We start from the raw sequence: 24,035 nt of genomic DNA on the forward strand, positions 1-24,035 counted from the left end.
TAAGTATTTTACGTAAAGATTTTTGGTAATCTTATTTCCTAATTTTATGAAATTAATAAAAGAGTTTATAGAACAATACAACAAAGAATACGACTATTATCAGAAGTTAGCTCAAATCATATGTAATAAGATTGAGGATCAACTGTTCAATAGAGGTATTAAAGCTATTGTCTCGTTTCGTGCTAAAAAACCTGAGAGACTTTATGATAAGTTAATGAAAAGGAATGAGAAGAAAAATTATAAAAACGTCTCTGAAATTTATCAGGATATTGTAGATCTTGCAGGAATTAGAGTTTCCTTATATTTTCCTTCTGAGAGGGAACTTTTGGATGAAATAATTAATGAGATATTTGATGTAAAGCTAAAAAAGGACTTTCCAGATAATAATTATACCCCCAAATATACAAAACGATTTTCTGGATATTGGGCAACACATTATCGTGTTCAATTAAAAGAACATTCACTTACCAAAAGATATCAAAATACCTTAGCAGAAATACAAGTTGCATCCGTATTGATGCACGCATGGTCAGAAGTTGAACATGATCTTGTTTATAAGCCTTATTCAGGTGAGCTTTCAAAAGAAGAACTTGCAATATTGGATGAGATTAATGGTTTGGTTTTAGCAGGAGAAATAGCATTAGAAAGATTGCAATCAGCAATGGCTTTAAGAACCGAGAAAACATCTGTAATAGATGATAAATATGAACTAACAAATTACATTGTAAACAGGTTTAAAAACAATGAAAATGTTAAATACGGGAATCCAATATTTATCTATAATTTTCTAAAAAATCATGAAAAAATTGATACAAAGATTTTAAATGAATATCTAAATCTAATAAATCTCGAAGATAAAGAAACAATTTCTGATCAGTTATTCGATATCTTATTAAATGATCAAAGCTTACTAGGAAATAAGAAGTTCAAGGATTTTATTTCAAATTTGAATCTATCCCAGTCCAACTCTAATATCTTTGAAAGGTTTATAAAATGTTGGGCTTTGTTGGATGAAAGTGCTAATTATTTAACAGACACTGAAGAGAAGAGTGAAAATAAAAGGTTTAAGTTTTTAGGAAGTAAATTTGATATTCTTTTAGCCGATAAAATTATATCTGAGGAAGATTATCAACAAATAATATCTTTTAGAAAATTGAGAAATGAAATGGTTCACAACTCACAAGTTCCATCATTAATGATTAGTGATTTTGAAAATATCAAAAATATAACTTCTCGCTTAATAAGCAAAATAGATGATGGTAAAGTTAAGAATAGATTAGAAAAGGAACTGAAGGCTATTTAATGTTTATCAATTATTTATTTTCAAAACAGGTAAGTCTATCAAGGGTTTTCGTTCTTTTCAATCATAGCTAAGAGCAGCTCGATTCTATTTGCTATAAGGCAGTCGTATTTTCCCCGTCTGAATTCGCTCATTATGCCAATTAGGAAAGCGTGTGAAGTAAGCTTTTCATTTTCTTCATCGAGTTCAATGGTAATATACCATAAACCACAGCCACTTAGCCCATAATGTTCTGTCTTAATTTTCTCAAGTTGACCAGTTTTTATATTGACAGCTTTTCCAATAAATTCAAGAACATAGTGGGTTAAAAAATCGAATGTATAGTAATCGAAGACTTTGTCTTGTGAAGGTTTTAAGAAGTAAGCGGAGCCAAAAGTCTTAATTTCATCGGGTTCCTTTCTTTTATTAATCGTTGGATAACCAAAAACGCAGTAATTTGCTTCTTCTAATTCCTTGGCATCAAATAGACATCTTTCATGAGGCAAAAATCTGTAATATTGCAATAGATGAGGAACCAGCTCTGGTTTTAGTTTTATATAGGCACTATCAATTTTGTTCTCTTTATCCATTTCAGTACCGCAAGCTTTTCCTGCTATTGATACATAGCTATCTCCGTATTTCACAAACAATTTATTTGTGTCAGACCAATCCTCAATAACATGAGATGCCGTTAATAAATAATAGTCACCTCCAAATTCATAGAAAACTCCAGATGCAAAAGGAGTAACTCCTTTTGCTGAGTCATGTTTAAAAAGCTGACATGTGGTCAATCCAATATCACCATTTATTAGGTTATTATATTCCTCATTAACCAAGGTTTCGATATAAGCATCTAGCTCATCATATTCTTCGTTTTCATCCATAAAAAGAATGATTAAATTATTTATGTGTTTGAACTTAATTAAGAAGTGAATATATGTATTTTTTGTAAGTATACCTCATTTGCGAATCATCCTTTACAGTAGCTGTTGGAAAGCCTCATATTAATGGAATGTCCTTAGGTGGTGATCTCTACACATATTCGAACTATCTTTTCAAAACCGTATAAAAGCTCGATTATGACTATTTTCAAAATAGCTGCCATGATTCTGCCATTATTAGCGAAGTACAATGAATTGCCAATGGCAAATTTATTCTAGATGGCTATCATGCCCCAAGTGGATATTTTTATTAGAAAAAATAAAAAATGTTTCTGATTTTAGAATAAAACAATAATTCGTAAACTGTAGGAATATTACCTCTACAAAATCTGAACACTTTAACAAAATGAGCTACGAAAATTTATTCGAACAATTTAAAAATTACTATTTCAACAACTACACTTATGTTGGAATCTCCGGAAACGGAAATTTTACGAGGCAAATGACTATGAACACTATTGTTTTTATATTGGCCATATGTCTTATGTTATCCGTTTATGTACCCTGGGAAAGGCTACTCGGCATTGCTCAATGTTGTTCAGCTTTACTTTCTATAATGGGAGTAGTTCTTTCTATTATACTGTTCGTATGTCACTCTTTTAGGGTACGATCGAAGTTCAATAAAAATGCATCGGCAGTAATTCTATCAGACGATTCGAAAAATTTATCGAATCTTTTAGAAGAATATCTTAAGAAGAACAACGATGAAGTAAACACTTTTATCATTGATCGGCTCATCTTTTATTGTCATCAACGAATAGAGTTATGGAAACAAACTGCGATAATTGTTTTGTCGTCATTTATTGTTGTTTTGTCTGCAATTATAGGAGTGTTTTTGGGACCGCTTCTTATAGAATATTTAGGAGGTAAAGTTGATTGTCCCAGACTAACAATGGAACAAAATATAAAGTATTTGGGGCTATCTTTACTTTTCTTGATAGGAGTAAGCTGCCTTCAATACCAATTCATAAGGGGACGATTGGGGCCAATATATCAATATCAACAATTTAATAACAGTTTAGAAGAACTTAAAAATCACTTAAATGAAAAAGAGGAAGATGTTAAAAGAAAGAAATTAGTCAAAGAGCTATTAACACAAATGGAAAATGAAAACTTATCGAAAAAAGGTTGGTTAAAAAAACTAGTCTATAACTTCCTGAAATAGGACATTCGTTGTAAGCGAACATTAGTCATTGTGGCAATATTTTATTACAAGTCAATCAAAACCAAATATGAATTTTAGTATCGCTTTAACAATGGACACTAGGGCAGGAGGTAAGAGCCATATCCTAACGAACCTTTCTACTTATATGAAGGCATTTTTTAAAGACAGGGATTATGGCGCTGATCTTCTAAACTATACGCTAGGTTTTACCAGCGTATTGGCTCCAGAAGGATTTGGACATTTCTTCGAGAAGAAGAAGCCGTTATATGTTTCTGATAGAACAACTAAGAATAGATTTATAGGCGAGCAACACCATATGTACAGACTATTCATAGATAATATTGTAATTGAGCCTGATGAGTATGAAGATTTTGTATCAGGGACTGATCTTTATAGTTTGGAAATCATTAAAGATAAAATTTTGGAATCTCTATCCAGTTTGGATCGTTTACCCAGAAAGGTAAAAGACTTTGATAAAGAAAAATTCAGAATAGATATGGTAAACCTGCTTGCACAAACAGATGAAGAACATATCATTTCTTTTCAACCTTAAATACCAGTCCACAGGCAACTGCGATAGCGGAATACATCAACACAAATCTTAGGTTCCAAGTATTCGACAACAGAAAGCATGTTATGCAAATTCCAATTACTGTTAGTGAAATCAAAATCGGTTTTACCCATTTTATATTGACTTTGTAACGATCCAATAGAAAAAATACTACTATATAAGCGAGTAAAGTTGGTAGTGAAAGAATTGTACTACCGATGAATATATAAGGAAAAAGCCAAAGGTCTTTATAAATTACATCGTCGTCAAACAGTCCAAATGTCGGAAGTAAGAATGCAGCTAGCAGTATAGTACATCCCCAGTGCAAAAATATATATGACCACCTCATCTAGTAACTACCCTTACTCGGTATCACATGCCGCACACCACCTCTAGGATTTTCCATGTCTCCAATATAACGAGGAATCAAGTGGCAATGAAAATGGAACACCGTTTGTCCGGTAGATTCACCGCAGTTCATGCCGATGTTGTAGCCATCGGGGGTGAACTCAGATTCTACCAAGGATCGGGCTAGGCCGATCGCATTATCTAAGTCAGCTTTTTCATCATTAGTGAGCTTGAAATAATCCTCACGAAGCGCTTTGCTAATAATTAATGTATGACCAGGGCTAACTGGAAAGCCATCTCGGATCAAGAAGAAATGTTGTGTTTCTCCGATTTGTCTGTCGGTTGGTAGTTCTAAAAAGTTTTTTATACTGCTCATGGCTAAATTTCTATAGCGTTTTTTTTTCATCATGAAATAGGGAAGGAGTTTGTACTTAATCTATTATAACTCCAGTTTTATTTTGCCACAAGTGATTTTGCTTTTTTCAATGCGTCATCAATTATATTCATCAACAATTCTATGTTCGAATAAATTTCTTCCTTTGGAAGCATAGGATCTGCAGATTTTTATTTAGAAAATTGGTGTTTTTTGTTTTTGCAACCTGTTCTCTTTAATGATGAGTTGTTTATGTTGTTTACCCCAATCAATCATTTGCAATATCAAGTTTCCATAGGCTTTGGCGTGTTCGGTAAACTCATATTCAATGATAGTCGTGAAGTCAGGGTCTACTTTTCGGGTAATCAGCATATTATCCTCGAGCTCTTTCAGATTTCGGGAAAGCATTCTTGTTGTGATACCCGGAATACTGCGCTCAATATCAGTAAATCGCTTGTTGCCACAACAAATTGAATAGATGATCGGTAGCTTCCATTTACCACCAATCACATAGATGGTATCCTGTAACGCCTGTACATCATCTTTATCTATTTTAGTTTTTGCACTTTCAGCCATTATATGTAACCTAATATCTGTTGTACTAAATTAAGTTTTTTAGTTCATTTAAGCAATTTGTGCCCCTATTGATCAAAGTGTTTAAGGTGGGTTTGTAGCCAGTGGGTATCATCGGTGATAGTAACTCCATATTCCAGTAATGAGCATAGTAACTTTGTGCTATAAATAAATTTTGATTGCACAATGAAAGCAGTTATTTTAAAATCCCAGGGAGGCACAGAGCAATTGATGATGGCAGATCTCCCTATACCACATCCCGGAAATGGAGAGGTTCTTATAAAAGTTCATGCCATCGGCATTAATCCGACTGATGTGTATGCTAGGCGGGATAGTCGATTGGATTATATTTTCAATGGAGAATCACCGAAGATCCTTGGATGGGATATCTCTGGGGAGATCGTGGAGATAGGAGCGGATACAGCACATTTCAAAGTAGGTGATGCGGTATTTGGTTTGTTGAATTTTCCGACCTATACGACACCAGGACATGCCAAAGGCTACGCCGAGTACGTGGTGGCAAGTATCAATGATATCGCGCTCAAGCCAGCGAATATCAGCTATGAAGAAGCCGCCGCAGTACCAATGGCTGCATTAACGGTGTGGCAGCCGTTGAATAAGTTCAGGATCAAGCCTGGTGACCGGGTATTTATAACAGCAGCCGGCGGCGGTGTAGGCCATTTCGCAGTTCAGCTCGCTAAATATTTTGGGGCTTATGTTATCGCATTGGCATCAGGCGCTAAAAGAGAGTTCGTCTTGGGATTGGGAGCCGATGAGTTTATAGATTATCAGACTACCAATTTTCTTGACATCCTGTCTCCGGTTGATTATGTCATCGAAGGACTACGTGATGAGCATATTGCTAAATCTATGCAGGCGCTTAAGGATGGTGCAACCTTGCTTAGCCTCTGGGATCATATCGTAGACAGTAAGTGGGCAGATTTGGCTGTTCAGCGCAATATTAATGCATTTTACAATAACGTAGTATCAAATGGACAAGATATGAAAGCACTTGCCCGATTGTTGGAAGAACAAAAATTAGTGCCTCACATATCCAAGCGATTTGGACTCGATGAAATCCCATTGGCGCATTCGGCGATAGAAAGCAATCATACCACAGGAAAAGTGATTATCAGGGTTCTCTAAACACAGGAATTTCGGATATGAAAGATATAACGAATATAAACTATATACTGGCTGTAGACGCAATTAAAGATTTACAAGCCAAATACTGCCGATTTGTCGACCAGAAAAATTGGGATCAGCTAAAGGGATTATTTTCACAGCAGCCAACATTAACTTTTTATGCGGTTGATGGATCTATCTTATATGAATTTCATAGCAGTGATCAATTCATTGAAGCATGTAAAACAATTGAGGAAGCAGTTTCCATTCATCAAATTCATCATGCGGAGATACAGCTGATCGGAGAGACACAGGCTAAGGCTATAGTGGCCATGGAAGATCGGATCTATTTTGATGCAGACAAAGAAAGTCCATTTAAGAAATTTCACGGATTTGGCTTCTATTACAACCATTATGAATACGTTGACGGGCAATGGAAAATTCGTGAGGTCAAATTAAAAAGGCTAAAGCTGGACATTTCCTAAGGGCCATTTTACTGCCCAGATATATCCGTTTAATAAAATTGGAGTAAAAAATTAAATTCAAATAAGATGTCAAAATTAAATGAAAAAGTAGCGTTCGTTACCGGTGGAACACGTGGTATGGGACGTGCCATCGTGGAGCGTCTAGCAAAAGAAGGTGCTACAGTTGCTTTTACCTACCTAAATTCTGATCAGGTAGCGCAGCAGATTGTAGATGAGATAAATCAAAATGGTGGCAAAGCATTCGCAATCAAAGCAGATGGTTCACGGAAGGGGGCAGTTGGCAAAGCAATTGAAGATGCTGTAATTCTATTTCAGAAGATAGATATACTGGTGAACAATGCTGCTTTATCGGTGGGAGGTACTATCGAAACGTCTGACGAAAGATCGCACGAATACGATCGCCAAATCGATGTAAATATCCGTTCGGTGACCGAAGCCGTGCGTACTGCGCAAAAGTATATGCCAGATGGCGGGCGTATTGTAAATATAGCCTCCGTTGGCGGTATCCGGATCGGAGGGCCAGGTTTATCAGATTATGTTGCGACCAAAGCTGCTATTTCTGCATATACGAGAGGATTGGCTTGGGACTTAGCACCTCGACAAATTACGGTCAATAGCGTAGAGCCCGGAGCGACAGATACAGATATGCTACAAAAAGCAGACGAGGCTGTCCGACAACATTATATGAACGCGATACCTTTAAAGCGTTTTGCACAGCCAGAGGAGATCGCAGCGCTAGTTAATTTCTTGGTGGGAGATGAAGCAGGATATATTACTGGAAGCAGTTTTACCATCGATGGTGGTATCTCCGCTTAAGGAAATAGCTTCTACTGAAATATAAGTATTACGCATTTTTATTTCGAAATGCGGTTAATGATGTAGATTGCCAATAAAAAAGCTTTACTCTATTCTACACGAAATAAAGTATTTTAAGTTCACTCAATCAAAAGACCAGTTACATGGGCAATCATCTTAAAAAACTAAAAAATTATATGCTCAATGATTTTCAGAATATAGGTGGAACAGCAAATATGCCTTTATTGGATCAGGGATCACTGCGTTCCTATGACTGGTTTAATACTGATACGAATACACTTATGATCTGGGATAGATTTACTTTTAGATCTGCGGTTCCCAATGCTTCATCTACCACAAAAGGAGTTGTAAGCCAAGCCGCAATTTCTCCTGATAACGCAGGTAATCCATCTTCCGCATATACCCAGATGGAAATCCAATCCATACTGTCTGAGCTTCGGGATTTAAAGACCAAATTAAGAACAGTGGGGATTTTAGCAACATAATGACCTCTGTTTATTCGCTAAATTTGAGTCTGGATGATGATTAAAGTTTTAGTGTTTTGAACAACGTTTTATATGAAATGATCAATAGCTATTCCGGATAACGTGCTTATCTTTATGTATTGAAGAAACCATTCGCTGGTTTGCGGTTAGTTAAACCAACAAAACTGCCAAATTGCTTCCCTCTTCCGGTTAGGAGGGAGGTTTTTTTTGTTTTAGGGCTTCTATGTACTCAGATAGCTGCTATTATTTAATTGATGTAGCGTAAGCGATATACTCGTTTACAATAGGCAGGTCAGCTTCTGCCCAGTCGTAGTCCCGCAGTTGATCGGCATCTACCCATATCGCTTGCGCATGTTCCAGCGCCTTTACTTCACCAGCTCCTAGGCTGCATACAAAAGGATAGAGCTGCAGCGAAAAGTCAGCATAGTGATGCTCTGCCATCGTGAGCGCTTTGCGTATGGTGATATCAATATCGATCTCCTCCTTGATCTCTCTGAGTAGGCAGTCTTCTTTCGATTCTCCGGTTTCGATCTTTCCTCCCGGAAATTCCCATTTCAACTGAAGTTTCATCGAAGCAGATCGTTGGCAGATCAGTATTTTATTGGCGTGTTCTATTATCGCGCAGGTTACTTGCAGCATATGATTTAAAGGTAATGATTATCTCACAATAGAGTTGCCTACAATATAATATTATACGTTTTCTGTAGAATACGGTCTGCTGAATTAACTATAGATTTTCAGAGCGCAGCTATAAGAATCATACGGGTCAAGATCCTTGATTGAAAGAATTTTCAAGTTCTACTGTTAATTACATCTACATAATTAGCCGTTTTTATGTAAGTTTGAATAGACTAAATTGTGATGGCTGAATTCAAAGAACATATCGAAATATTTAGGGAAACTATTGGTGCACAGTTTGAAGCTTGGCGGGTGCTCATCGATCCTAAGGAAAAGCTGTATCCCGTTTATTGGTAATGGGATGGGAGTAAGTTTGGGGATCGAGACTTGGCTGTAAAGAATATGAAACGTCGTTATCCAGCTTTAGAAATCAGGTTCTGCCGATCCTGACCGTTTGATTTTATAGAAATGATTTTCTACTTTGTAGCTCTACGAACAAAGCGTGATATTAGGGAAAATCTTAATGTAACCGATTTATCTGAAAAACTAGATGATTCGGTTTATGGATATTGCTTAAAATTATTTACTTTTTAACTGCCGAAAGGCTACAAATAATTCGTATATTGAGTCGTTCGATAGAATTTTCGAGACGACTAGCTAAATGTAACCTCATTCATGTCATAAACGATGTGAAGCTAATAAAATGGAAAATATATCTAATAAAATCGGCTTAAGAAATAGAATTTGGGAAGATCTATATGACAGTAGGAAATCGGAAGAATTCTTATCATTATACATGGCTTCAAAAAAAAATAATAAAACTATATACGATGTTACTATAGCGACGATTTCGATTTTAGGTGCTATTCTGACTACAGTTCAGAATCAGTTTGAGATACTTAAGAATAGTGCATTTATAGCGTGTTTAATAATCATAATAGTGCAATTAGCAGATAAAGCTTTGCCAAATTTGTTAATTAAAGATGATGTGATAAATAAGTTAAGTGAATACAGAATTAAGTATGTAACCCTTTATGAAAATTTAGATTTATTATGGTGCGAGTTTGAAGATCAAAGAATCAATTACGATCAAGCTTTTGAGAGATATTTTTCTCTTCGGCAATTAAATATATCTTTACAAGAACTCGATAATTCAGTGTTGATTAAAGAGAATAAAAGACTTAATAAGATTGCTGAGGAAAGAACACAAATACACATGGACAAACACTTTTATCAATATAGTAATGAGCAAGAAACAAGTATCGAAAACAATTAAGATCATTAGGGAGCCTACCGGAGCTGTTCCGTTAGGAGGACAAATACCAACATCCAGAAATCCTCCCCCTCCACCGATTAAATCACCTAAAAATAAGTAAATATGAATAAATCAATTAAGCCAGACAAGGGAAATAATAGTGATAATGGTAAATTAACATACGTAGAAAAGGGACAATTAAAACCTTCTAGAAATCCACCGCCCCCTCCTCCCAAAAAACAAAAATGAAAATTTTGTATTACCTTTGATTAGATAAATCTAGACAAAAAATTCTTTTAGCTCCTTCCTGAGGAAATCAGGAGGAAGCATTTTTGTCACTCACACTTCGATAGACTTTCAGAAGCGGAAAGGCTTCTTATTTAAGTAACCATTACAATCATCACCTCAATTTTTACATTTGCCCGCAAATGTCGATACTTTTGAGTGTTGTTTGAGTGCTTAAAGAAGACCTCGATCTGCTGTCGTTGTTTGTAAATGTGTTAATCTGATCAAAAAACGGTCAGCATTTAACGAAGGTTAATGGTAAAGGACGTTTCCGAAATTGTATATTTAAGGCTCTTATGTTCTTTTTTTGCGCGGTTCAAAAGAGTATAATTCTTCTTTTTCCACTTCAGAAAAATCTACCGTTAATGGAAAATCTTCTTTGTTTCTATAAAAGCTTGCTTTGTCGATCAATTCATATAATCCGATTTCATGGAGGTCGTAATTTTTCAAGTCTTCACCCTTTAACCATATCTGAAAGGAATCACTTCCTTCAATAGGACTTTCGGCTACCAAAAATGAATCATATTCGAAATTGAAAAGTGGTTCTGCGAGTAAAGCATATTTCACCAATGCAACTGCTCGATTGATGATCTTAAGATTTTTTGTACCTACCAGTTTATGAGGGACATTTATGAGCAGTATTTTGTCTTTTTTTAAGAGTTCGATGCTAATTGCAGGCATTTTATTAAAATTGCAATTTTTCGTGAACTTTTCAGCAAAGAATTCTTCTTTTTGTTTGCCAGTTAGTTTTGGGTCATTCCATTTCTCTAAAATTTCCTGATCCTTTTTATCGCGTAGAAATTTAACCGAATTTTTGTCTGCGACCTGATGAATATAAAGGGAGGAGAGTGTCTGATCGTTTGTGATTATGGGTTGAACGTCAACTCCAAAAATATTAATTGAAGCATAAACAGCGGTTATAAAGTCTATTAAGGAGGCGATGCGATCAATGAGTTCCTGATTGGTCAATTTAAGGATGTCTGTTATTACAGGTACTGTTGTTCGTTGGATTTTCCTGAATACAATATGATCAGCCTGATAAACAATACTATGTGTACCTGAGTGAGATATGGCATTTCTAATGATCGGTACATATCCGCTGAACATGCTTGTTCCTTTCAATCTGGAAGATGCGAATTGTACTTTCTGAAATTCACTAGCGGATAGGTTTGCCTGGTTAAAAGAAGAAAAAGTTCCTTCCTTAAACCTAATGGCAGCAATGATAATCGAGAGATATGGGTCAAAAAGGTCAGATATTATATTGCGATAAAGATTTACAAGTTGCATTTGCATAAAACGGTTCATTTGATCCATCTTGGATTTAATATCATCCCATTGATGGAAAATAAAATCCTGATGGTCATAAGTAAGACGTAGGTATTTTTGGTTTTCAAAGAATATTTTTTCTAGAAAACCTTTGTCATCGGTTTCCAAAGCTTCATGAAAAAGTCCAAGGATTTCGCCAATCAATAGTTTACCTGCAATCTTTGAACTAAAATTTTCATCACATATATCTTTGATTTCAGCCAATGCTTCCTTAGCACTAGCCGTATTATCTAATCTTAAAAATGAACCGTATTCCATCTGATCTAATTTATAAAACAAAGATACTAGGTCAAATGCAACCTATATGCGTAGTTAAATTATTGGTTATTATATTGGAAAAAGTTTTGTAACAGCAGCTTTAAATTTAATCATTGTGGTGGTAAAGGGAGGCCCTATTGGAATTATTTAGTTTTGCAAATTCGTAATTGGGATTAATATGCATTCAGTTCTGTTAGTACTGAATTTACCTGCTCAAGTTTCATATAAAATAATAGTTTAAAGAATAAAATTCCAAATAGCATGTGAAACCTTAAAATACAAAATTCAAATATTTTGTATGATTATGTTATTTAAATGTCTGTCTAGTAGGTAAATAATATTATCATGTTACATGATTACGTTATATAATATAATTTTATTTAATTTTATGATGAATTTCTCAGCTTTAAGAAATACAATAGATATTGATCCTAAATGAGGAATGTTCAGACGAAGAAATATATTATTTTTATTCATGGGAATAAATTTGCGTCTGCTACGTTTCTCAATAGCAATGAGGATAAAATTAAATCTGAAATAATCTTTAAATAATGGATACAATAAATTCTTTTTACACCACATTTGAGGACGCAGACAAACGGCATGAATTTGATCTACGTCCTATGGGTGCGACCACTTTTCGAGGTTTTAACGTTGGCGTCTCTGATGGCAATGGCAACAGGTATGGAGGTGAAGCGATCCAGACTGCGACCACTCTCGAAGATTATGATTCAAGGTTTATCGAAAAGATACTTAAAATTACTCCTGTATATAGATTTTTGGATTTCTTAGATTACCATTATAACCATTATTTAAATAGGCAAGAAGTAGAAGAAGATACTTTCATAAAACATATGCGATATGTTATTTATCCCAGTCTAGAACGCTATAAACGAAACGAATATGCCGGTTTAATGATGGAATGGATTACTAAAAAGAATGCAATGTTAACACAGAAACAGCAAGAAAAAGAGGGGGCATCGATTCCAGCAATTCATGTCACGGTTGGAAATAATTCGACTTTTCAGTTTCAGCATGCCACCACAAACTCCCATCAACAAATTACTATCAAAAGAAATGACATAGAGCAATATATGAAGCTCGTCGAGGAGATAAGAGCAGGATTTGTGGAATTTAAAAAGCATTTGAGTCCTACAGAAGCTTCAAATTTAAAGATGGAAACAGAGTTTCTTGAATTCAATCTTAATAAAGAAAAACCGGATGCCAGTATTGTTAAATCGATTGGAAAGAGTATAAGTGGAATTTTAAAATCAATACCGGGAAATGTCGTAGCAAACTGGATAACCAATATTGATTTTACAAATTTGCTTTGATGGACAGATTAAAATAATAGGTCCGAACCATGAGACTTATCCTAATCCGGACCAACTTTAAATTTATATGAAGTGTTTTATTTAGGGCCTAAAATAATCTACTAAAAGAAAAAAAAGCTAGTATGACGAACCGAATTGAAAATGTATTATTAAATTATCTCCAAACAGAAACAAATCATGCGATATTGTTAAGGGGGGAGTGGGGATCAGGAAAAACGCATTACATAAAAAATACTTTTTTTGAATTAGCAAAAGATATAAAGACGATAGAGTCCGGAGCAACAAAAAGGTATCGACCATTGCTTATTTCCTTGTACGGAGCAAAATCAATTGACGACATCAAGGACCGGATATGGTTGAAACTATATCCCATATTAGAGAATAAGCATGCGAGCAACGCATTGTCATTGTTTAATTTTATTATTAAATCATCAGATATAAGTAAGCTGATCACTAAGGAAGGTTTTGTCGATAGACTCTTCGAAAACTTCGAAAAAGCTGCAAAAGAGATCAATAAAAAGGCAAAAGAAAACTTTAAATATGATAATTTCCTTCTGTGTCTTGACGATCTGGAGAGAAGAAACGAAGAGTTCACAGTTGACCAATTATTAGGTTTTGTAAACTCGCTTGTTGAACATGATAACAATAAAGTTATTTTAATCGCAAATGAGGAAAAGATAAACGAGGAGAAATTTAAAGAGATCAAAGAAAAAACCATTGGTTACACCCTGCATTTTGAGCAGGGATTTCAGCAGGTTTTCGAAAACTTTGTCAAAAGTTATGACACTACTGATGGGTTTAAACTCTTTCTTAAAGAACACAATACTATCTTTAATGATATTTTCACGAAAGATGGCCAATCAAATGTCAACTATCGAACGCTTAAAAATGCTATATCGGTTTTTGGCCAAATCTACCATATTATAACAACTAAAGGTTTTAAGAGTAAGGCACTTGAAAAAATAAAAGAAACCATATTTCTAGATTTATTAAAATTTACAATAGGTATTTGTATTGAATTTAGAAAGGGCAATGTCAGCTATAATGACAAAAAAGATCTTGAGAATCATGATATAGTAATTTTTGCCCAAATTTTAGGGAAAGAAAGCCAAAAAGACTCATACCTGATGAATTTTATTGACAACTATATCAAAAATGATAATAAGTATCACTTTTATAAATCCATCTATGAGGTAGTAACTGGGGGATGTATCGTTGATATCGAACTACTAAGGTCGGAACTGAGGAAAAACCATCATGTTGTGGAGGGTGAGATCCCCATTCAATATTCCGTGTATAATAAAATACTTGAACATGATTATTTAAAAATCCCTGATGAGGAATTCAAAACATTATTACAGGATCTCAAAAAGTATGCCCTTCAAGGTAAGTTTCTTATCACAGAATATCCCACAGTTTTATATGCATTATTTAGGGATGACAACTTACTTAATCTGAGCGAGCGAGGTATAACTAACCAATTCATTAAAGTGATCCAAGATAAGAGAAGTGAACATAAGCATCACCCTTTATTAGCGAAGCATTATTCCCCAGATCCCAATTATCCACTTAGTAAGTTCCAACAAAAGCTTATCGCAACCATTTTAAAGATAAACGAAGACGCAAAAAAACTTGAATTTGATGGCAAGATTACTGATTTAAAACAACTCTTTTCTACCGATTTTACAGCATTTTTTCAGCAGTTCCTCGCCTATCATTACCAGCATACGGGACATTTTTCACTTGAAGGTTTCTCAGGGAATTTTCTCTATTCAACTTTCTTGAATTTAACAAATAAAGACAAATTGGATTTCGTTAATATGCTCTACTTTGGATTTTTAGATAGTCTATTTAGTCTGAAATGTTATGAATTGGATATATTTGAAGACCTAAAAAAGAAAGTTGACAAGAAGGTGGCTGGAAAAAATCCCAAAAATAATAGTACAACTCTTCTTAAGAAGCTTCAGGAAGTTTTAGATAAAATACTACAGAAAAAAGGACGACAATCCATCACGCAAAATGTACAGGTTTGAGACTGTAACGTGACCTTTGTCGGTAGCCCGAAAGAATTTACCTCCGGTAATTGCTACTGTACCTCATCCAAGGAAATCGTAAGAAATCCACCGCCCGGATGCCCCACAAATAATTGCATTCGTATTTACGGTAGCAATAGGCTATCTCATCTACTTACAGCGGGATATTAGCCGTACCTATACTTACTATGAAGATTTCCCTAGATGAAAGCGGTTTTGCCTCCGTGAATGCCAACGCAGCTATCAGAAGGTCATGCGACAGATATCCCGTTGGTATAATCTAGATATTGAATACAGGGAAAGTTTTTCATCCTTCACGTATTTTAAGTGATCAAATACATTTCTGCTCTTGCCGGAACGACACTTGAATTCTTAAAACTCATGGCACACAAGCTTTAAAAAAATCAGTTACCTAATTTAGGTACCTTTAATGGTAACCCAAAGGGTTAACCATAAAGGTTTAATTATTTTGAATTTCTTTAGACTTATTATTTGGGAAAGCGCTTATTATGAAGTTTTTAAGTAATAAAAGCACGCTAATATGTGCTTTTCAGTAACGTTTTAGTGACCCCTCTTGGATCATATCTCAAATTATTTTTATAGCTGATAATCAAAGTTTTATTAAGTTAAATTTTTCGATGTCCACCATCGATGATCACCATATAGTTTGAACTTAAATGAACGTTTTGGCTAATTCTTTGGCTTTTGAGTGCAAATATATATTGCATCTTTGGAAACACAACATTTTGTTTGAAAACGATTTTAAAATTTTATGGTGGTCATTTAAATTTATAACTATATTAGTTTCAGTTACTAAATGACTGATTTATCAACTTTGATTTTTATGGAAAAGATAATAGATGCAAATCCGGCCAGTTTTCCTCCAAAAAACCCTGAAGAAATGAATTCTGTTTTTACACTAGGTTATTTACTTGATACTACGTTCCTTAAACCTGAATTTAATTACTTGGATAAGTTTCCCAATATTGACGGGTATATTACAATTGTAAATGAGCGTGAACAACCAATCGGCAAAGTAGAGGTACAAATAAAGACGCTTCCTGACAATTTAATTGGTAATCCAAAATTCCAATGTCCAAAAGAGTTTCTTTCTTATTGTGAAAGCGCTCCTTTACCAGTTATGCTAATCGTAGTGAATAAAAAATTTAGTAAAGCTTTTTGGTTAAATATTGACAGGAATTTTCTAAACAGCTTAAAAATTAAGGGGGATACGGTATCGTTAAAATTTCCACTAACACAAGTTATTAGTCTCAAAGCAAGAAAGTATATAAAGGAATGGAAATTAATTGTTGCTGAGCATTTACGAAGATTGGTTTACTTTCCTTTATTGGAAACTAAGCATAAAGCATTACAGGAAAAATATGATTATCTGAAATCATTTCCTAAACCAGTACATAATTTGCCACCTCAGGATTTTTCACAATTACAGTCATTTATAGATACCTATAATAATCTTGTAATGGACAAATTTCCAATTCTTAAAGAACTTTATTACGCTGAATTTTGGAAAATTGGAATAGGATATTCCTCATTTCTGGATAAAAGTATAAACTATCTCCTTTATCCTATCCGTTATGGTGAAAACGATCTTTTAATAAGAGAAATCTCTGAAGAAGAAATTCTCAGTACTCCGAAAGCAATATCCTGGCATAACCAATATGTTGAAAACCCAATAAAAGACAATCCTATCAGGTATGCCTGGGACCAAGTTAGTAACGATATTATTGAGGTAGTATCAGAGCCAATCGTTAAGTTAGTTTCTTTTCCGCTTGCGACAGAATTTTTAATTGCTCAAATTGATAAGGTGTATTTTATTCTTAATCAACGGATGCAAAATAAGTATAATCTCTCAACTATCTTGGAAAGATTGAATCTATTATACCCGCTATGGCTTGATGAGGTATATGGCGTAGACGATAACCAAGAAGTTGAATTTTCTTATATTCAATTACATGATTTAGTGGAAAGGGATACGGGGAGAAATGGTCTATTAAGAGCAATTTTGAAGTACAGAAAGGGCGTTAAAAAGAAAAATAATGTAGACATAAAAAGGTTTGATATTGATGAAGATTATTTAAATACATCGATAAAAATGTATAGATCTATAAATCAAAATGTAATAAAAAGGTTGTATCCTCCAAATAATTATAGTAAAAGAGTAGCAGGGTTAAATTATATATGGAATTTTATCAGCCCAGAAGAGTTCCAGGCCAAGGTACATAACATTTACAATTTCATGCCGGCACTAATTGATGAATACGTCTCTTTGTATTTACCTTTTTTAAAGGGCCAGATTAAGTATTTCGACAACTTTGATCTGCATGTCATAAATATTGATTTTAATGGTGGAAAGGGATTTGGCGATGGCCCTACAATTGAACACTTTTATTTGAAGGCATTGGGACCTTTCTCCCCGTTAATCAAAACCTATTTAAATGGGGTTAATTCCCCTCTGACCTGGGGCGGTCGTTTAGAAATGAAAGTTGGAACTATTGAAATTGACAGTGTTGATTTTAGAATTATTTCATCTGGCTGGTCAGCCAGCCATGAAGAGCTTTCAGAATCTGCAATCGAAAAAATATTCAACAATTTAATCAAGGAGAAGGTAACTGAGTATTTTCAAATAAAACTGAAAGAACTTACGTAGTGTCGTACAAGATCGGAATCAGATGGTATACTTATTCAAATATCCATTGCCATGCCAGATCTTTCCAATTGGTGATCGTTTTTGGCCTTGCCGATTTTTCCAATCCCCTATTGTAGTTCATAGGCCAGATACGTTGATATTGTAAATTTTTGAATAACCAATATTCAGAAATGACTTGCCATTGCCACATCTTTTAGTCATATCTTGACATATGGTGTGGGCTAGACTAATAATGAACATACACGTATTAGAAAATCTAAGCAATTCCTTTCCTATTAGGTTTGATAATTCAATAGTTAAAGGATCGTTCTTCCAAGATTGTAAATTCTTTAGAATATCAGAGGAACAGCTAATTGTTGTATCATAAGGATGCCAAGCTCCATGAATATGCTTGTAATTTAAATCATTTCTTATTCTTGATAGCCAACTATAATCGGATGATCCAACATAAGATAAGTTTTGCAATAACTTATCTAATTGATTAGTTAATGGTTGGACTTCTGGATTACTAACTTTTGTAAGAATATCTACAGAAATATTTCTAATTTTTTCGCCGAATAATTTCCATAAAGCAACATGCGAACCTCCATCTTTCTTAACGTCAATTTTTTTACAATTTATATCAAAAGAATTCTTGCCAAAGTCTATTAAATAGTAACCAGATTCAATACTTATACCATTTAAATTTGAAAATAGATCTGCGACTTGCTTTATTGATTTAATTGATTCTGAATCAAATTGGGACAATGAATAACCAAGAAATCTTAAAATTAAATGAGCAGCATAATATGCAGAATAGTATTGTTTGATTAATAGCCAACTTATATTTTTAGGAAGGATTTGTAGATCATCTATTTTGATTATACTTTCTAAACATGCTGTGGCAAATCTATTACAATCTTTAGATAATGGTTGCAAAAATGCCTGTCGATTATAACAAGAAATAATAAATTCATCTTTTAATACTTGTGAATTTATTTGATAATCATTTTTAGATTTAATCCATTCATTGAAAGTCACCGAATTATTGATTGTTATATTGTTCAAACCAAAAGCCCAATATTGTCTGAATACATCATCAAATGTCATATTACAACGTAAAGTCTGTTTTCAAACAATCTAAAAGATAATTAGATAAATCTTTATAAGATCCCCCGGGTTTAGAAATTTTCGTAGGTTTAAGTTTAACGAATAGGGGTGAAAGAATTTCAGAAAAACTTTCTGTCAAATAATTTGAGTACTTATCTTTAGTTCTTTGAGCTACATGTGGGAAAATAGAAATTATAGATTTAAATACTGTTGAATTTGTAATAGATCTTTCTAAACCTAATTTCCGAAGGCCATTGTACATTGCAACAAGGTAGCTATTACATATCTCATAAACTTCCTGTGATTCTTTATCTCCAAAATATTTTGTTACCAAGGACATAGCTGAGTTAAATGCCACTCGAGATAACTTTAACCTTGACTTATCAGCAGGACTTGTTAAACCCAATAAAATACTATTTGAGCTTTCATGAAATAAATCAAAGATTTCCCTTAGGAATGCTTCATTATTGTTCTCATATTCAGCAAGATTTTTAATGTCAAAAAGTAATTCGTTAGGTACTGGTTTTTGCTTAGTATTAATGTCAATGAATATTCTTGATTCATCTCGTCTGGATAAATTATTATAAATTACAACTGGGATTCTAACTGATGTTTTGGCTAAATTAAATCCATACACACGATGTTGTCCATCAAGTATTAAAAATGCTTTGGGATGTTCTTTAAATCTCATTGTTTTACCTTTTCCAGTTATTTCTAGTTGAGCTTCTGGCTGAGCGGATAATACTATTGCTGTAGGAATTGTACCAAGTCCATTGTCAATATAATCTGCTATTTGTTGCGCCCTTTTCTCATCTAATAATCTTTGAAACCCTTCTTTTGGATCATCTTCTCTTGAAGAAATAAAACAAGTTTTTGCTAAAATTTCGGATGGGACAGTCAGAGTATAGAATTTGTGTTCTCCTTGAGATACTAAACTTATTGAATAGCTGTGTAATATATCTTCTTTATTCATTTTTTAATCTTTATATGGCATTGCTATTGGGAACTTTCCGGCATTAAGATACGGTAAAGTTTATTATTATGAAAACTTGTTTCATAAAATATTGTGATAAAGACGAATCAAGGAGAGCGTCATAGTTAGTAATAAATGGTGTAACAAGACTATAGCGAAAACTGTGTTGGAGGGTATTTGCCTTATACGGTTCTTACTTTACAACGGTAGATGAAATTGGAATCGTTCGTACCCAATTGAAAGGATGATGGGAGCTATCAATATCGTGGCTCCCCAATGCTCAAAAATATATAGCCATCGCATGCGCACTAATTAATAACTTCCTTTACTCGGTATAACATGCCGCACACCACCTCTCGGATTTTCCATGTCGCCAGCATAGCGCGGAATCAAGTGGCAATGAAAATGGAAGACCGTTTGACCGGCAGATTCGCCGCAGTTCATGCCAATGTTATAACCGTCAGGTGTGAACTCAGATTCTACTAGTGATCTAGCTAGACCAATCGCGTTATCCAGATCAGCTTTCTCATTTGGGCTAAGTTCAAAATAATCAGTGCGAAGTTCCTTGCTTATAATTAAGGTATGACCTGGACTTACTGGAAATCCATCACGGATTAGGAAGAAATGTTGCGTTTCTCCGATCTGTTTATCAGTTGGTAATTCTAAAAAGTTTTTAATGCTACTCATGGCTAAAAATTTCCTGGCAGTTCGATCCACGGCTCCCATTCATGGATAGAGTGGGAGAGTGCTAGGTTATACTGCGTTTGCAGAAAGATACGTCTTTTTTCCTTATTTTTCCCTGTTTGATTAATAATTGTTTCGGCCAGCGGATGCTTACTTTCAATATAGAACTCGTTGCGGTTATATAACCTTTCCAAGTAGCGTCGATGCGGAACCCTTGCACTTTTATCGCTATTGATCTTTGGATCTGCCAATACGAGGTTCCAAACGCCGTTAATATTTGCTTCCTCTGCTGTATGTGCTCGCTTGTTGAGATGGGGGAGGAAGTGATCCACTTCACAAATATTCTTTGATCCTTTGTTTACAAAAATATCTTGATAGGAATAGAAGCATTTCCCTTTTTGGTAACCGTTTAATGCATCTCTTACAGAAGTAATATTAATCCTTCGCATGTATGAATCGACAAACAATTCCTGTTTTAAAGAATCGTGCTTTACTTCTAATAGGTTAGGATTTAGCTGTAGATTCCAAGCCGTTTCGACCAGGTTCCATCTGGCGTCAACTTCCTGCTCGAAATTGATAAATTGAAGAGCTTCCCTTAATTTAAATATATTGTCTGTGAGAATGATCTCTTTCTTGCCATCTCCATAGCTTTTTTGATAAAAAGGATCTTTGATAATGTCTCCATTTACATTTTGAAAGGCGTCAACAACATTTACAAAACCGAGTTTGACCGTCGCTTGGATCAACTGATCTTCAGAAATCCTACCAGCCACAAAATCACGACAAGTATTTAGAAATTTGCTAGAAGAAGAATTTCCTTGCTTATCACTCTTCCGAAGATGCTCAACAACATTCCTCGAGAAGGGCGCTGCTAAATCTTCTAAAGACAACGACGATTTGCCAGAACGCAATAGCTCAATCATTGCCTTTGCAAATGCAAACTTATAGGTAGCTGAGTTTTTACCAAACAAAATAATGGCGCGCCATTGGGATTCAAGGCTTGGATCGTTTATCTGAAATTGCGTTGCCACTGCTATTTTATTTTGGAGTACATTTCTATCAAGCTTTTTGCAATTGGAATATCAGCAGGAGCAAGTTTCCAGTTTAATAGATCGCTGACCTTTACCCATTCAAGTTGATCATGATCTGTGGACTCTGTTGCTATATTTTCAGTTTCACATATGAAAGAAATCAATTCAATACTACTTTTATCATAATGATGAACAGTATTAAAAAAGTGCTGTTTGATATTCACTTTCAAATTAAGTTCTTCAATTAACTCGCGAGTTAGAGATTGCTCATAAGACTCAGATTCCTCAACCTTACCTCCCGGAAACTCCCAATAGCCACCTAGCGACTTCTCTGGCTTCCGTCGACAAATCAGGACGAGATCATCTTTGAAAATAATCCCACAAACAACTTTAATGATAACCATGTGATTCTCTATGATATTTAAGATTCTTGTTATTTAGTTTATGTGAAGGATGTAAGAACAACTTACCAGAAACTTCACCCATCAATTCAAGATCATCTTTAATGGAAAAACTTCCTTTATCGAACATAACGTGGTGATTTGGGCAAAGACAAAGCAAATTATCTGAACTATCATGACCATTATGCGGTGTCCCCAGGGGTTTGATATGTGCTCCTTCGGCGTAATGTCCCGTTTTGGTAGGAACTCCAAACTGGCAGACTTGACATTTAAAATCATAAAGTTTTTTAATGTCATGAGCCATCTTTGTATCGCGAATTATTCTAACGATTGATCCTGTTTTACGCTTTGTTGCCTCGTTGGATATCTTTAATTCGATCTTTTCAGCAGTCTTTTTGAGATCATTGTCGCCTATATAGAGAAGTTTAAATCGACATATTTTAAACCCACTTTTTCCAACTTCTTCCCATGCATCGACAACACTATACAATCCGCCATATGTATATCCTTTCTTCGGAGAATAAGGGGATTTGTGTGTAGAACCACGAATAACGCGTACAGGAAGACCTTCATCCTGACTTTTTCGTAGACCAGCATTACCTCGGTTATACCATGATTGGTCTTCGATCTGTTTTCCAGTGTTTTGATCATTACCTCCTGCACCAGTATAGATGATTTCTTCTCCATTATCTTCATCATCTTCATATCCTCCAGATAAAACAATTGCTGCTGTACCCGTGGTGCCATTCCCATCGATTCCTGCTCCCCAATTACGATGAAAACTGGAAGGCATCATTTCTTTTCTGCCTTCAAACCAATGTCCCTCGGGTATATTTGGGATCTCTCCAAAAATTATAGGTCTAGTTGCCATGAGTTACTTTAACTTAGCACGTTTAGTTTTAAGGTTATTTATTATTATTCCCAAGTTGTTGGGTAGAAGAGCTCCCTTATATCCACTCTTAGATATTCGGCTATCTTATAAAATTTTAATACGTCAGGTTGTTGTTTATTATTAACCCATCGGGACACAGTTGCTTCGTTAACACCAAATAGATTTATCAAATCACTGTTTTTCTTTCCCTTTTCAATCAACACCTCAGCAATGCGATTTATTTTCATAATATTCTTTTTAGAAATTTCTTGACTTTTATAATCATGTTTTGTATATTTGATTAATATTTAAAGCGACTATTGAAATGGGATAACTCATTTCTTACGATGTCACTCATAAACGAGAACCGCTAATTTTCCCTATGAGTCGATCGTGAGTTCGTCGTCTATTGGATTTTGTTATCTTTGTTGATGATACTTATCCAATAGGGCGAGCCCATGTAAGCCTTTGGGGAACCATAACTTCGGTTGTGGATGGTCTTAGCGGTACCGCGTTCAAAGCATTGGGTTCGACCTATTGGTTTTTTAACCAATTCGACCTTCCTATAGCTGTTGGGTTTCATCGTTTTTATAACCAAAAGGATTATGACAAAACGATTCAAAGACCGCCAAAAACACTGCACTCACCTCAAGGAGGTTAGCATTCGGTTTTCCTATTCAATTCTAATAAGTAAGATTATTCCAGGGCCAGAATAATCGGTTAAAAATATAAAACCAAAATAGGGGATAGCGGCATCCGCATAATAGTTGGTGCCGAACAGGTATTAACTAGCAAGGCCCTTAGACTAGGTTTTCCCGATCTGTATTCGATACACTACACCCTTTAATTTTGTATAATTAATAAAATTGCTCTTTCGAGACTTCTAACACCTTAAAAGTAGGGTTTTATTTTTAAACAACAAAATTAAAAACTATAATAATGTATTGTTATTCTATACTAATTGGATCGGGTTTTTATTTTTTTCGAAAGGAAGCGCCATAACAACCCCTATAGATGACTTGTAACCAATTTTTGGGCGCTTTGCGGATCTGTTAATTTTTTATTTGTT

General features: G+C 34.7%; 23 protein-coding genes. 11 read left to right on the forward strand and 12 right to left on the reverse strand.

Annotated features, from left to right (window positions below):
- Window positions 1–46 precede the first annotated feature (46 nt).
- Window positions 47–1,303 carry a RelA/SpoT domain-containing protein gene (locus OGI71_RS03605; protein ID WP_282253930.1) on the forward strand — a complete coding sequence of 419 codons (1,257 nt, stop codon included), beginning with the start codon at window positions 47–49 and terminating at the stop codon, window positions 1,301–1,303.
- A gap of 38 nt (window positions 1,304–1,341) precedes the next feature.
- Here the strand turns inward: OGI71_RS03605 and OGI71_RS03610 are convergent, their stop codons facing one another.
- Entirely contained in the window at window positions 1,342–2,163 is an 822-nt protein-coding gene (locus tag OGI71_RS03610; protein ID WP_282253931.1) for a hypothetical protein, read from the reverse strand.
- A 403-nt stretch (window positions 2,164–2,566) separates the two neighbouring features.
- Here OGI71_RS03610 and OGI71_RS03615 point away from each other — a divergent pair, with 403 nt between their 5' ends.
- Window positions 2,567–3,385 carry a hypothetical protein gene (locus OGI71_RS03615; RefSeq protein WP_282253932.1) on the forward strand — a complete coding sequence of 273 codons (819 nt, stop codon included), beginning with the start codon at window positions 2,567–2,569 and terminating at the stop codon, window positions 3,383–3,385.
- Between the two features lie 67 nt (window positions 3,386–3,452).
- Complete coding sequence (locus OGI71_RS03620; RefSeq protein WP_282253933.1) at window positions 3,453–3,938, forward strand: hypothetical protein; 486 nt, start codon at window positions 3,453–3,455, stop codon at window positions 3,936–3,938.
- Between the two features lie 346 nt (window positions 3,939–4,284).
- Here the strand turns inward: OGI71_RS03620 and OGI71_RS03625 are convergent, their stop codons facing one another.
- Window positions 4,285–4,692, reverse strand: a complete 408-nt coding sequence (locus tag OGI71_RS03625) for an HIT family protein (RefSeq protein WP_282253934.1) — start codon at window positions 4,690–4,692, stop codon at window positions 4,285–4,287.
- Window positions 4,693–4,851: 159 nt separating this feature from the next.
- On the reverse strand, window positions 4,852–5,232 hold the full coding sequence (locus tag OGI71_RS03630; RefSeq protein WP_108633473.1) for a helix-turn-helix domain-containing protein: 381 nt from the start codon (window positions 5,230–5,232) through the stop codon (window positions 4,852–4,854).
- 183 nt (window positions 5,233–5,415) lie between these two features.
- Here OGI71_RS03630 and OGI71_RS03635 point away from each other — a divergent pair, with 183 nt between their 5' ends.
- The 4 genes from OGI71_RS03635 to OGI71_RS03650 all read left to right on the forward strand — a co-directional run bounded on the left by OGI71_RS03635 (window position 5,416) and on the right by OGI71_RS03650 (window position 8,140).
- Window positions 5,416–6,375: an NADP-dependent oxidoreductase gene (locus OGI71_RS03635; RefSeq protein WP_282253935.1), complete on the forward strand. Its 960-nt coding sequence runs from the start codon at window positions 5,416–5,418 to the stop codon at window positions 6,373–6,375.
- Between the two features lie 17 nt (window positions 6,376–6,392).
- On the forward strand, window positions 6,393–6,839 hold the full coding sequence (locus OGI71_RS03640) for a nuclear transport factor 2 family protein (RefSeq protein ID WP_282253936.1): 447 nt from the start codon (window positions 6,393–6,395) through the stop codon (window positions 6,837–6,839).
- Window positions 6,840–6,905: 66 nt separating this feature from the next.
- The gene (locus tag OGI71_RS03645) at window positions 6,906–7,655 is read left to right on the forward strand and encodes an SDR family oxidoreductase (RefSeq protein ID WP_282253937.1); all 750 of its coding nucleotides are present in this window, start codon (window positions 6,906–6,908) and stop codon (window positions 7,653–7,655) included.
- Between the two features lie 143 nt (window positions 7,656–7,798).
- Window positions 7,799–8,140, forward strand: coding sequence for a hypothetical protein (locus tag OGI71_RS03650; protein WP_282253938.1), 342 nt, complete (start codon window positions 7,799–7,801; stop codon window positions 8,138–8,140).
- Between the two features lie 243 nt (window positions 8,141–8,383).
- Here OGI71_RS03650 and OGI71_RS03655 read toward each other — a convergent pair whose 3' ends face one another.
- Window positions 8,384–8,779 (reverse strand): (deoxy)nucleoside triphosphate pyrophosphohydrolase, encoded by a 396-nt coding sequence (locus OGI71_RS03655; protein WP_282253939.1) that lies wholly within the window; start codon window positions 8,777–8,779, stop codon window positions 8,384–8,386.
- Between the two features lie 682 nt (window positions 8,780–9,461).
- Here OGI71_RS03655 and OGI71_RS03660 point away from each other — a divergent pair.
- Window positions 9,462–10,034 carry a hypothetical protein gene (locus tag OGI71_RS03660; RefSeq protein ID WP_282253940.1) on the forward strand — a complete coding sequence of 191 codons (573 nt, stop codon included), beginning with the start codon at window positions 9,462–9,464 and terminating at the stop codon, window positions 10,032–10,034.
- 558 nt (window positions 10,035–10,592) lie between these two features.
- Here OGI71_RS03660 and OGI71_RS03665 read toward each other — a convergent pair.
- Complete coding sequence (locus OGI71_RS03665) at window positions 10,593–11,882, reverse strand: hypothetical protein (RefSeq protein ID WP_282253941.1); 1,290 nt, start codon at window positions 11,880–11,882, stop codon at window positions 10,593–10,595.
- A 551-nt stretch (window positions 11,883–12,433) separates the two neighbouring features.
- On the opposite strand from OGI71_RS03665, the gene OGI71_RS03670 reads away from it, so the two are divergent.
- From OGI71_RS03670 to OGI71_RS03680, 3 genes are all read left to right on the forward strand, one after another.
- Window positions 12,434–13,216 carry a hypothetical protein gene (locus tag OGI71_RS03670; RefSeq protein WP_282253942.1) on the forward strand — a complete coding sequence of 261 codons (783 nt, stop codon included), beginning with the start codon at window positions 12,434–12,436 and terminating at the stop codon, window positions 13,214–13,216.
- 122 nt (window positions 13,217–13,338) lie between these two features.
- A complete protein-coding gene (locus OGI71_RS03675; RefSeq protein WP_282253943.1) occupies window positions 13,339–15,249 on the forward strand; it encodes a P-loop NTPase fold protein in 1,911 nt (636 codons plus the stop codon).
- 844 nt (window positions 15,250–16,093) lie between these two features.
- Window positions 16,094–17,917, forward strand: a complete 1,824-nt coding sequence (locus OGI71_RS03680; RefSeq protein WP_282253944.1) for a DUF4365 domain-containing protein — start codon at window positions 16,094–16,096, stop codon at window positions 17,915–17,917.
- A 117-nt stretch (window positions 17,918–18,034) separates the two neighbouring features.
- Here the strand turns inward: OGI71_RS03680 and OGI71_RS03685 are convergent, their stop codons facing one another.
- The 7 genes from OGI71_RS03685 to OGI71_RS03715 all read right to left on the reverse strand — a co-directional run bounded on the left by OGI71_RS03685 (window position 18,035) and on the right by OGI71_RS03715 (window position 23,214).
- Window positions 18,035–19,006 (reverse strand): hypothetical protein, encoded by a 972-nt coding sequence (locus tag OGI71_RS03685; protein WP_282253945.1) that lies wholly within the window; start codon window positions 19,004–19,006, stop codon window positions 18,035–18,037.
- 1 nt (window position 19,007) lies between these two features.
- Window positions 19,008–19,979 (reverse strand): DGQHR domain-containing protein, encoded by a 972-nt coding sequence (locus tag OGI71_RS03690; RefSeq protein ID WP_282253946.1) that lies wholly within the window; start codon window positions 19,977–19,979, stop codon window positions 19,008–19,010.
- Window positions 19,980–20,291: 312 nt separating this feature from the next.
- Window positions 20,292–20,666, reverse strand: coding sequence for an HIT family protein (locus OGI71_RS03695; RefSeq protein ID WP_282253947.1), 375 nt, complete (start codon window positions 20,664–20,666; stop codon window positions 20,292–20,294).
- Window positions 20,667–20,668: 2 nt separating this feature from the next.
- A complete protein-coding gene (locus OGI71_RS03700; RefSeq protein WP_282253948.1) occupies window positions 20,669–21,694 on the reverse strand; it encodes an HNH endonuclease domain-containing protein in 1,026 nt (341 codons plus the stop codon).
- Window positions 21,695–21,696: 2 nt separating this feature from the next.
- On the reverse strand, window positions 21,697–22,098 hold the full coding sequence (locus OGI71_RS03705) for a (deoxy)nucleoside triphosphate pyrophosphohydrolase (RefSeq protein WP_282253949.1): 402 nt from the start codon (window positions 22,096–22,098) through the stop codon (window positions 21,697–21,699).
- The gene (locus OGI71_RS03710; protein WP_282253950.1) at window positions 22,085–22,966 is read right to left on the reverse strand and encodes a YDG/SRA domain-containing protein; all 882 of its coding nucleotides are present in this window, start codon (window positions 22,964–22,966) and stop codon (window positions 22,085–22,087) included. The genes OGI71_RS03705 and OGI71_RS03710 overlap by 14 nt, the downstream gene beginning before the upstream one ends.
- A gap of 44 nt (window positions 22,967–23,010) precedes the next feature.
- Window positions 23,011–23,214, reverse strand: coding sequence for a helix-turn-helix transcriptional regulator (locus OGI71_RS03715; protein ID WP_282253951.1), 204 nt, complete (start codon window positions 23,212–23,214; stop codon window positions 23,011–23,013).
- Window positions 23,215–24,035: the final 821 nt, after the last annotated feature.

The sequence above is a fragment of the Sphingobacterium sp. ML3W genome, from assembly GCF_029542085.1.
Classification (GTDB): Bacteria; Bacteroidota; Bacteroidia; order Sphingobacteriales; family Sphingobacteriaceae; genus Sphingobacterium.

Coding starts and splice junctions, on each gene's coding strand:
- OGI71_RS03605 (WP_282253930.1), top strand. CDS start 47: ATGAAATTAATAAAAGAGTTTATAGAACAATACAACAAAGAATACGAC.
- OGI71_RS03610 (WP_282253931.1), bottom strand. CDS start 2,163: ATGGATGAAAACGAAGAATATGATGAGCTAGATGCTTATATCGAAACC.
- OGI71_RS03615 (WP_282253932.1), top strand. CDS start 2,567: ATGAGCTACGAAAATTTATTCGAACAATTTAAAAATTACTATTTCAAC.
- OGI71_RS03620 (WP_282253933.1), top strand. CDS start 3,453: ATGAATTTTAGTATCGCTTTAACAATGGACACTAGGGCAGGAGGTAAG.
- OGI71_RS03625 (WP_282253934.1), bottom strand. CDS start 4,692: ATGATGAAAAAAAAACGCTATAGAAATTTAGCCATGAGCAGTATAAAA.
- OGI71_RS03630 (WP_108633473.1), bottom strand. CDS start 5,232: ATGGCTGAAAGTGCAAAAACTAAAATAGATAAAGATGATGTACAGGCG.
- OGI71_RS03635 (WP_282253935.1), top strand. CDS start 5,416: ATGAAAGCAGTTATTTTAAAATCCCAGGGAGGCACAGAGCAATTGATG.
- OGI71_RS03640 (WP_282253936.1), top strand. CDS start 6,393: ATGAAAGATATAACGAATATAAACTATATACTGGCTGTAGACGCAATT.
- OGI71_RS03645 (WP_282253937.1), top strand. CDS start 6,906: ATGTCAAAATTAAATGAAAAAGTAGCGTTCGTTACCGGTGGAACACGT.
- OGI71_RS03650 (WP_282253938.1), top strand. CDS start 7,799: ATGGGCAATCATCTTAAAAAACTAAAAAATTATATGCTCAATGATTTT.
- OGI71_RS03655 (WP_282253939.1), bottom strand. CDS start 8,779: ATGCTGCAAGTAACCTGCGCGATAATAGAACACGCCAATAAAATACTG.
- OGI71_RS03660 (WP_282253940.1), top strand. CDS start 9,462: ATGGAAAATATATCTAATAAAATCGGCTTAAGAAATAGAATTTGGGAA.
- OGI71_RS03665 (WP_282253941.1), bottom strand. CDS start 11,882: ATGGAATACGGTTCATTTTTAAGATTAGATAATACGGCTAGTGCTAAG.
- OGI71_RS03670 (WP_282253942.1), top strand. CDS start 12,434: ATGGATACAATAAATTCTTTTTACACCACATTTGAGGACGCAGACAAA.
- OGI71_RS03675 (WP_282253943.1), top strand. CDS start 13,339: ATGACGAACCGAATTGAAAATGTATTATTAAATTATCTCCAAACAGAA.
- OGI71_RS03680 (WP_282253944.1), top strand. CDS start 16,094: ATGGAAAAGATAATAGATGCAAATCCGGCCAGTTTTCCTCCAAAAAAC.
- OGI71_RS03685 (WP_282253945.1), bottom strand. CDS start 19,006: ATGACATTTGATGATGTATTCAGACAATATTGGGCTTTTGGTTTGAAC.
- OGI71_RS03690 (WP_282253946.1), bottom strand. CDS start 19,979: ATGAATAAAGAAGATATATTACACAGCTATTCAATAAGTTTAGTATCT.
- OGI71_RS03695 (WP_282253947.1), bottom strand. CDS start 20,666: ATGAGTAGCATTAAAAACTTTTTAGAATTACCAACTGATAAACAGATC.
- OGI71_RS03705 (WP_282253949.1), bottom strand. CDS start 22,098: ATGGTTATCATTAAAGTTGTTTGTGGGATTATTTTCAAAGATGATCTC.
- OGI71_RS03710 (WP_282253950.1), bottom strand. CDS start 22,966: ATGGCAACTAGACCTATAATTTTTGGAGAGATCCCAAATATACCCGAG.
- OGI71_RS03715 (WP_282253951.1), bottom strand. CDS start 23,214: ATGAAAATAAATCGCATTGCTGAGGTGTTGATTGAAAAGGGAAAGAAA.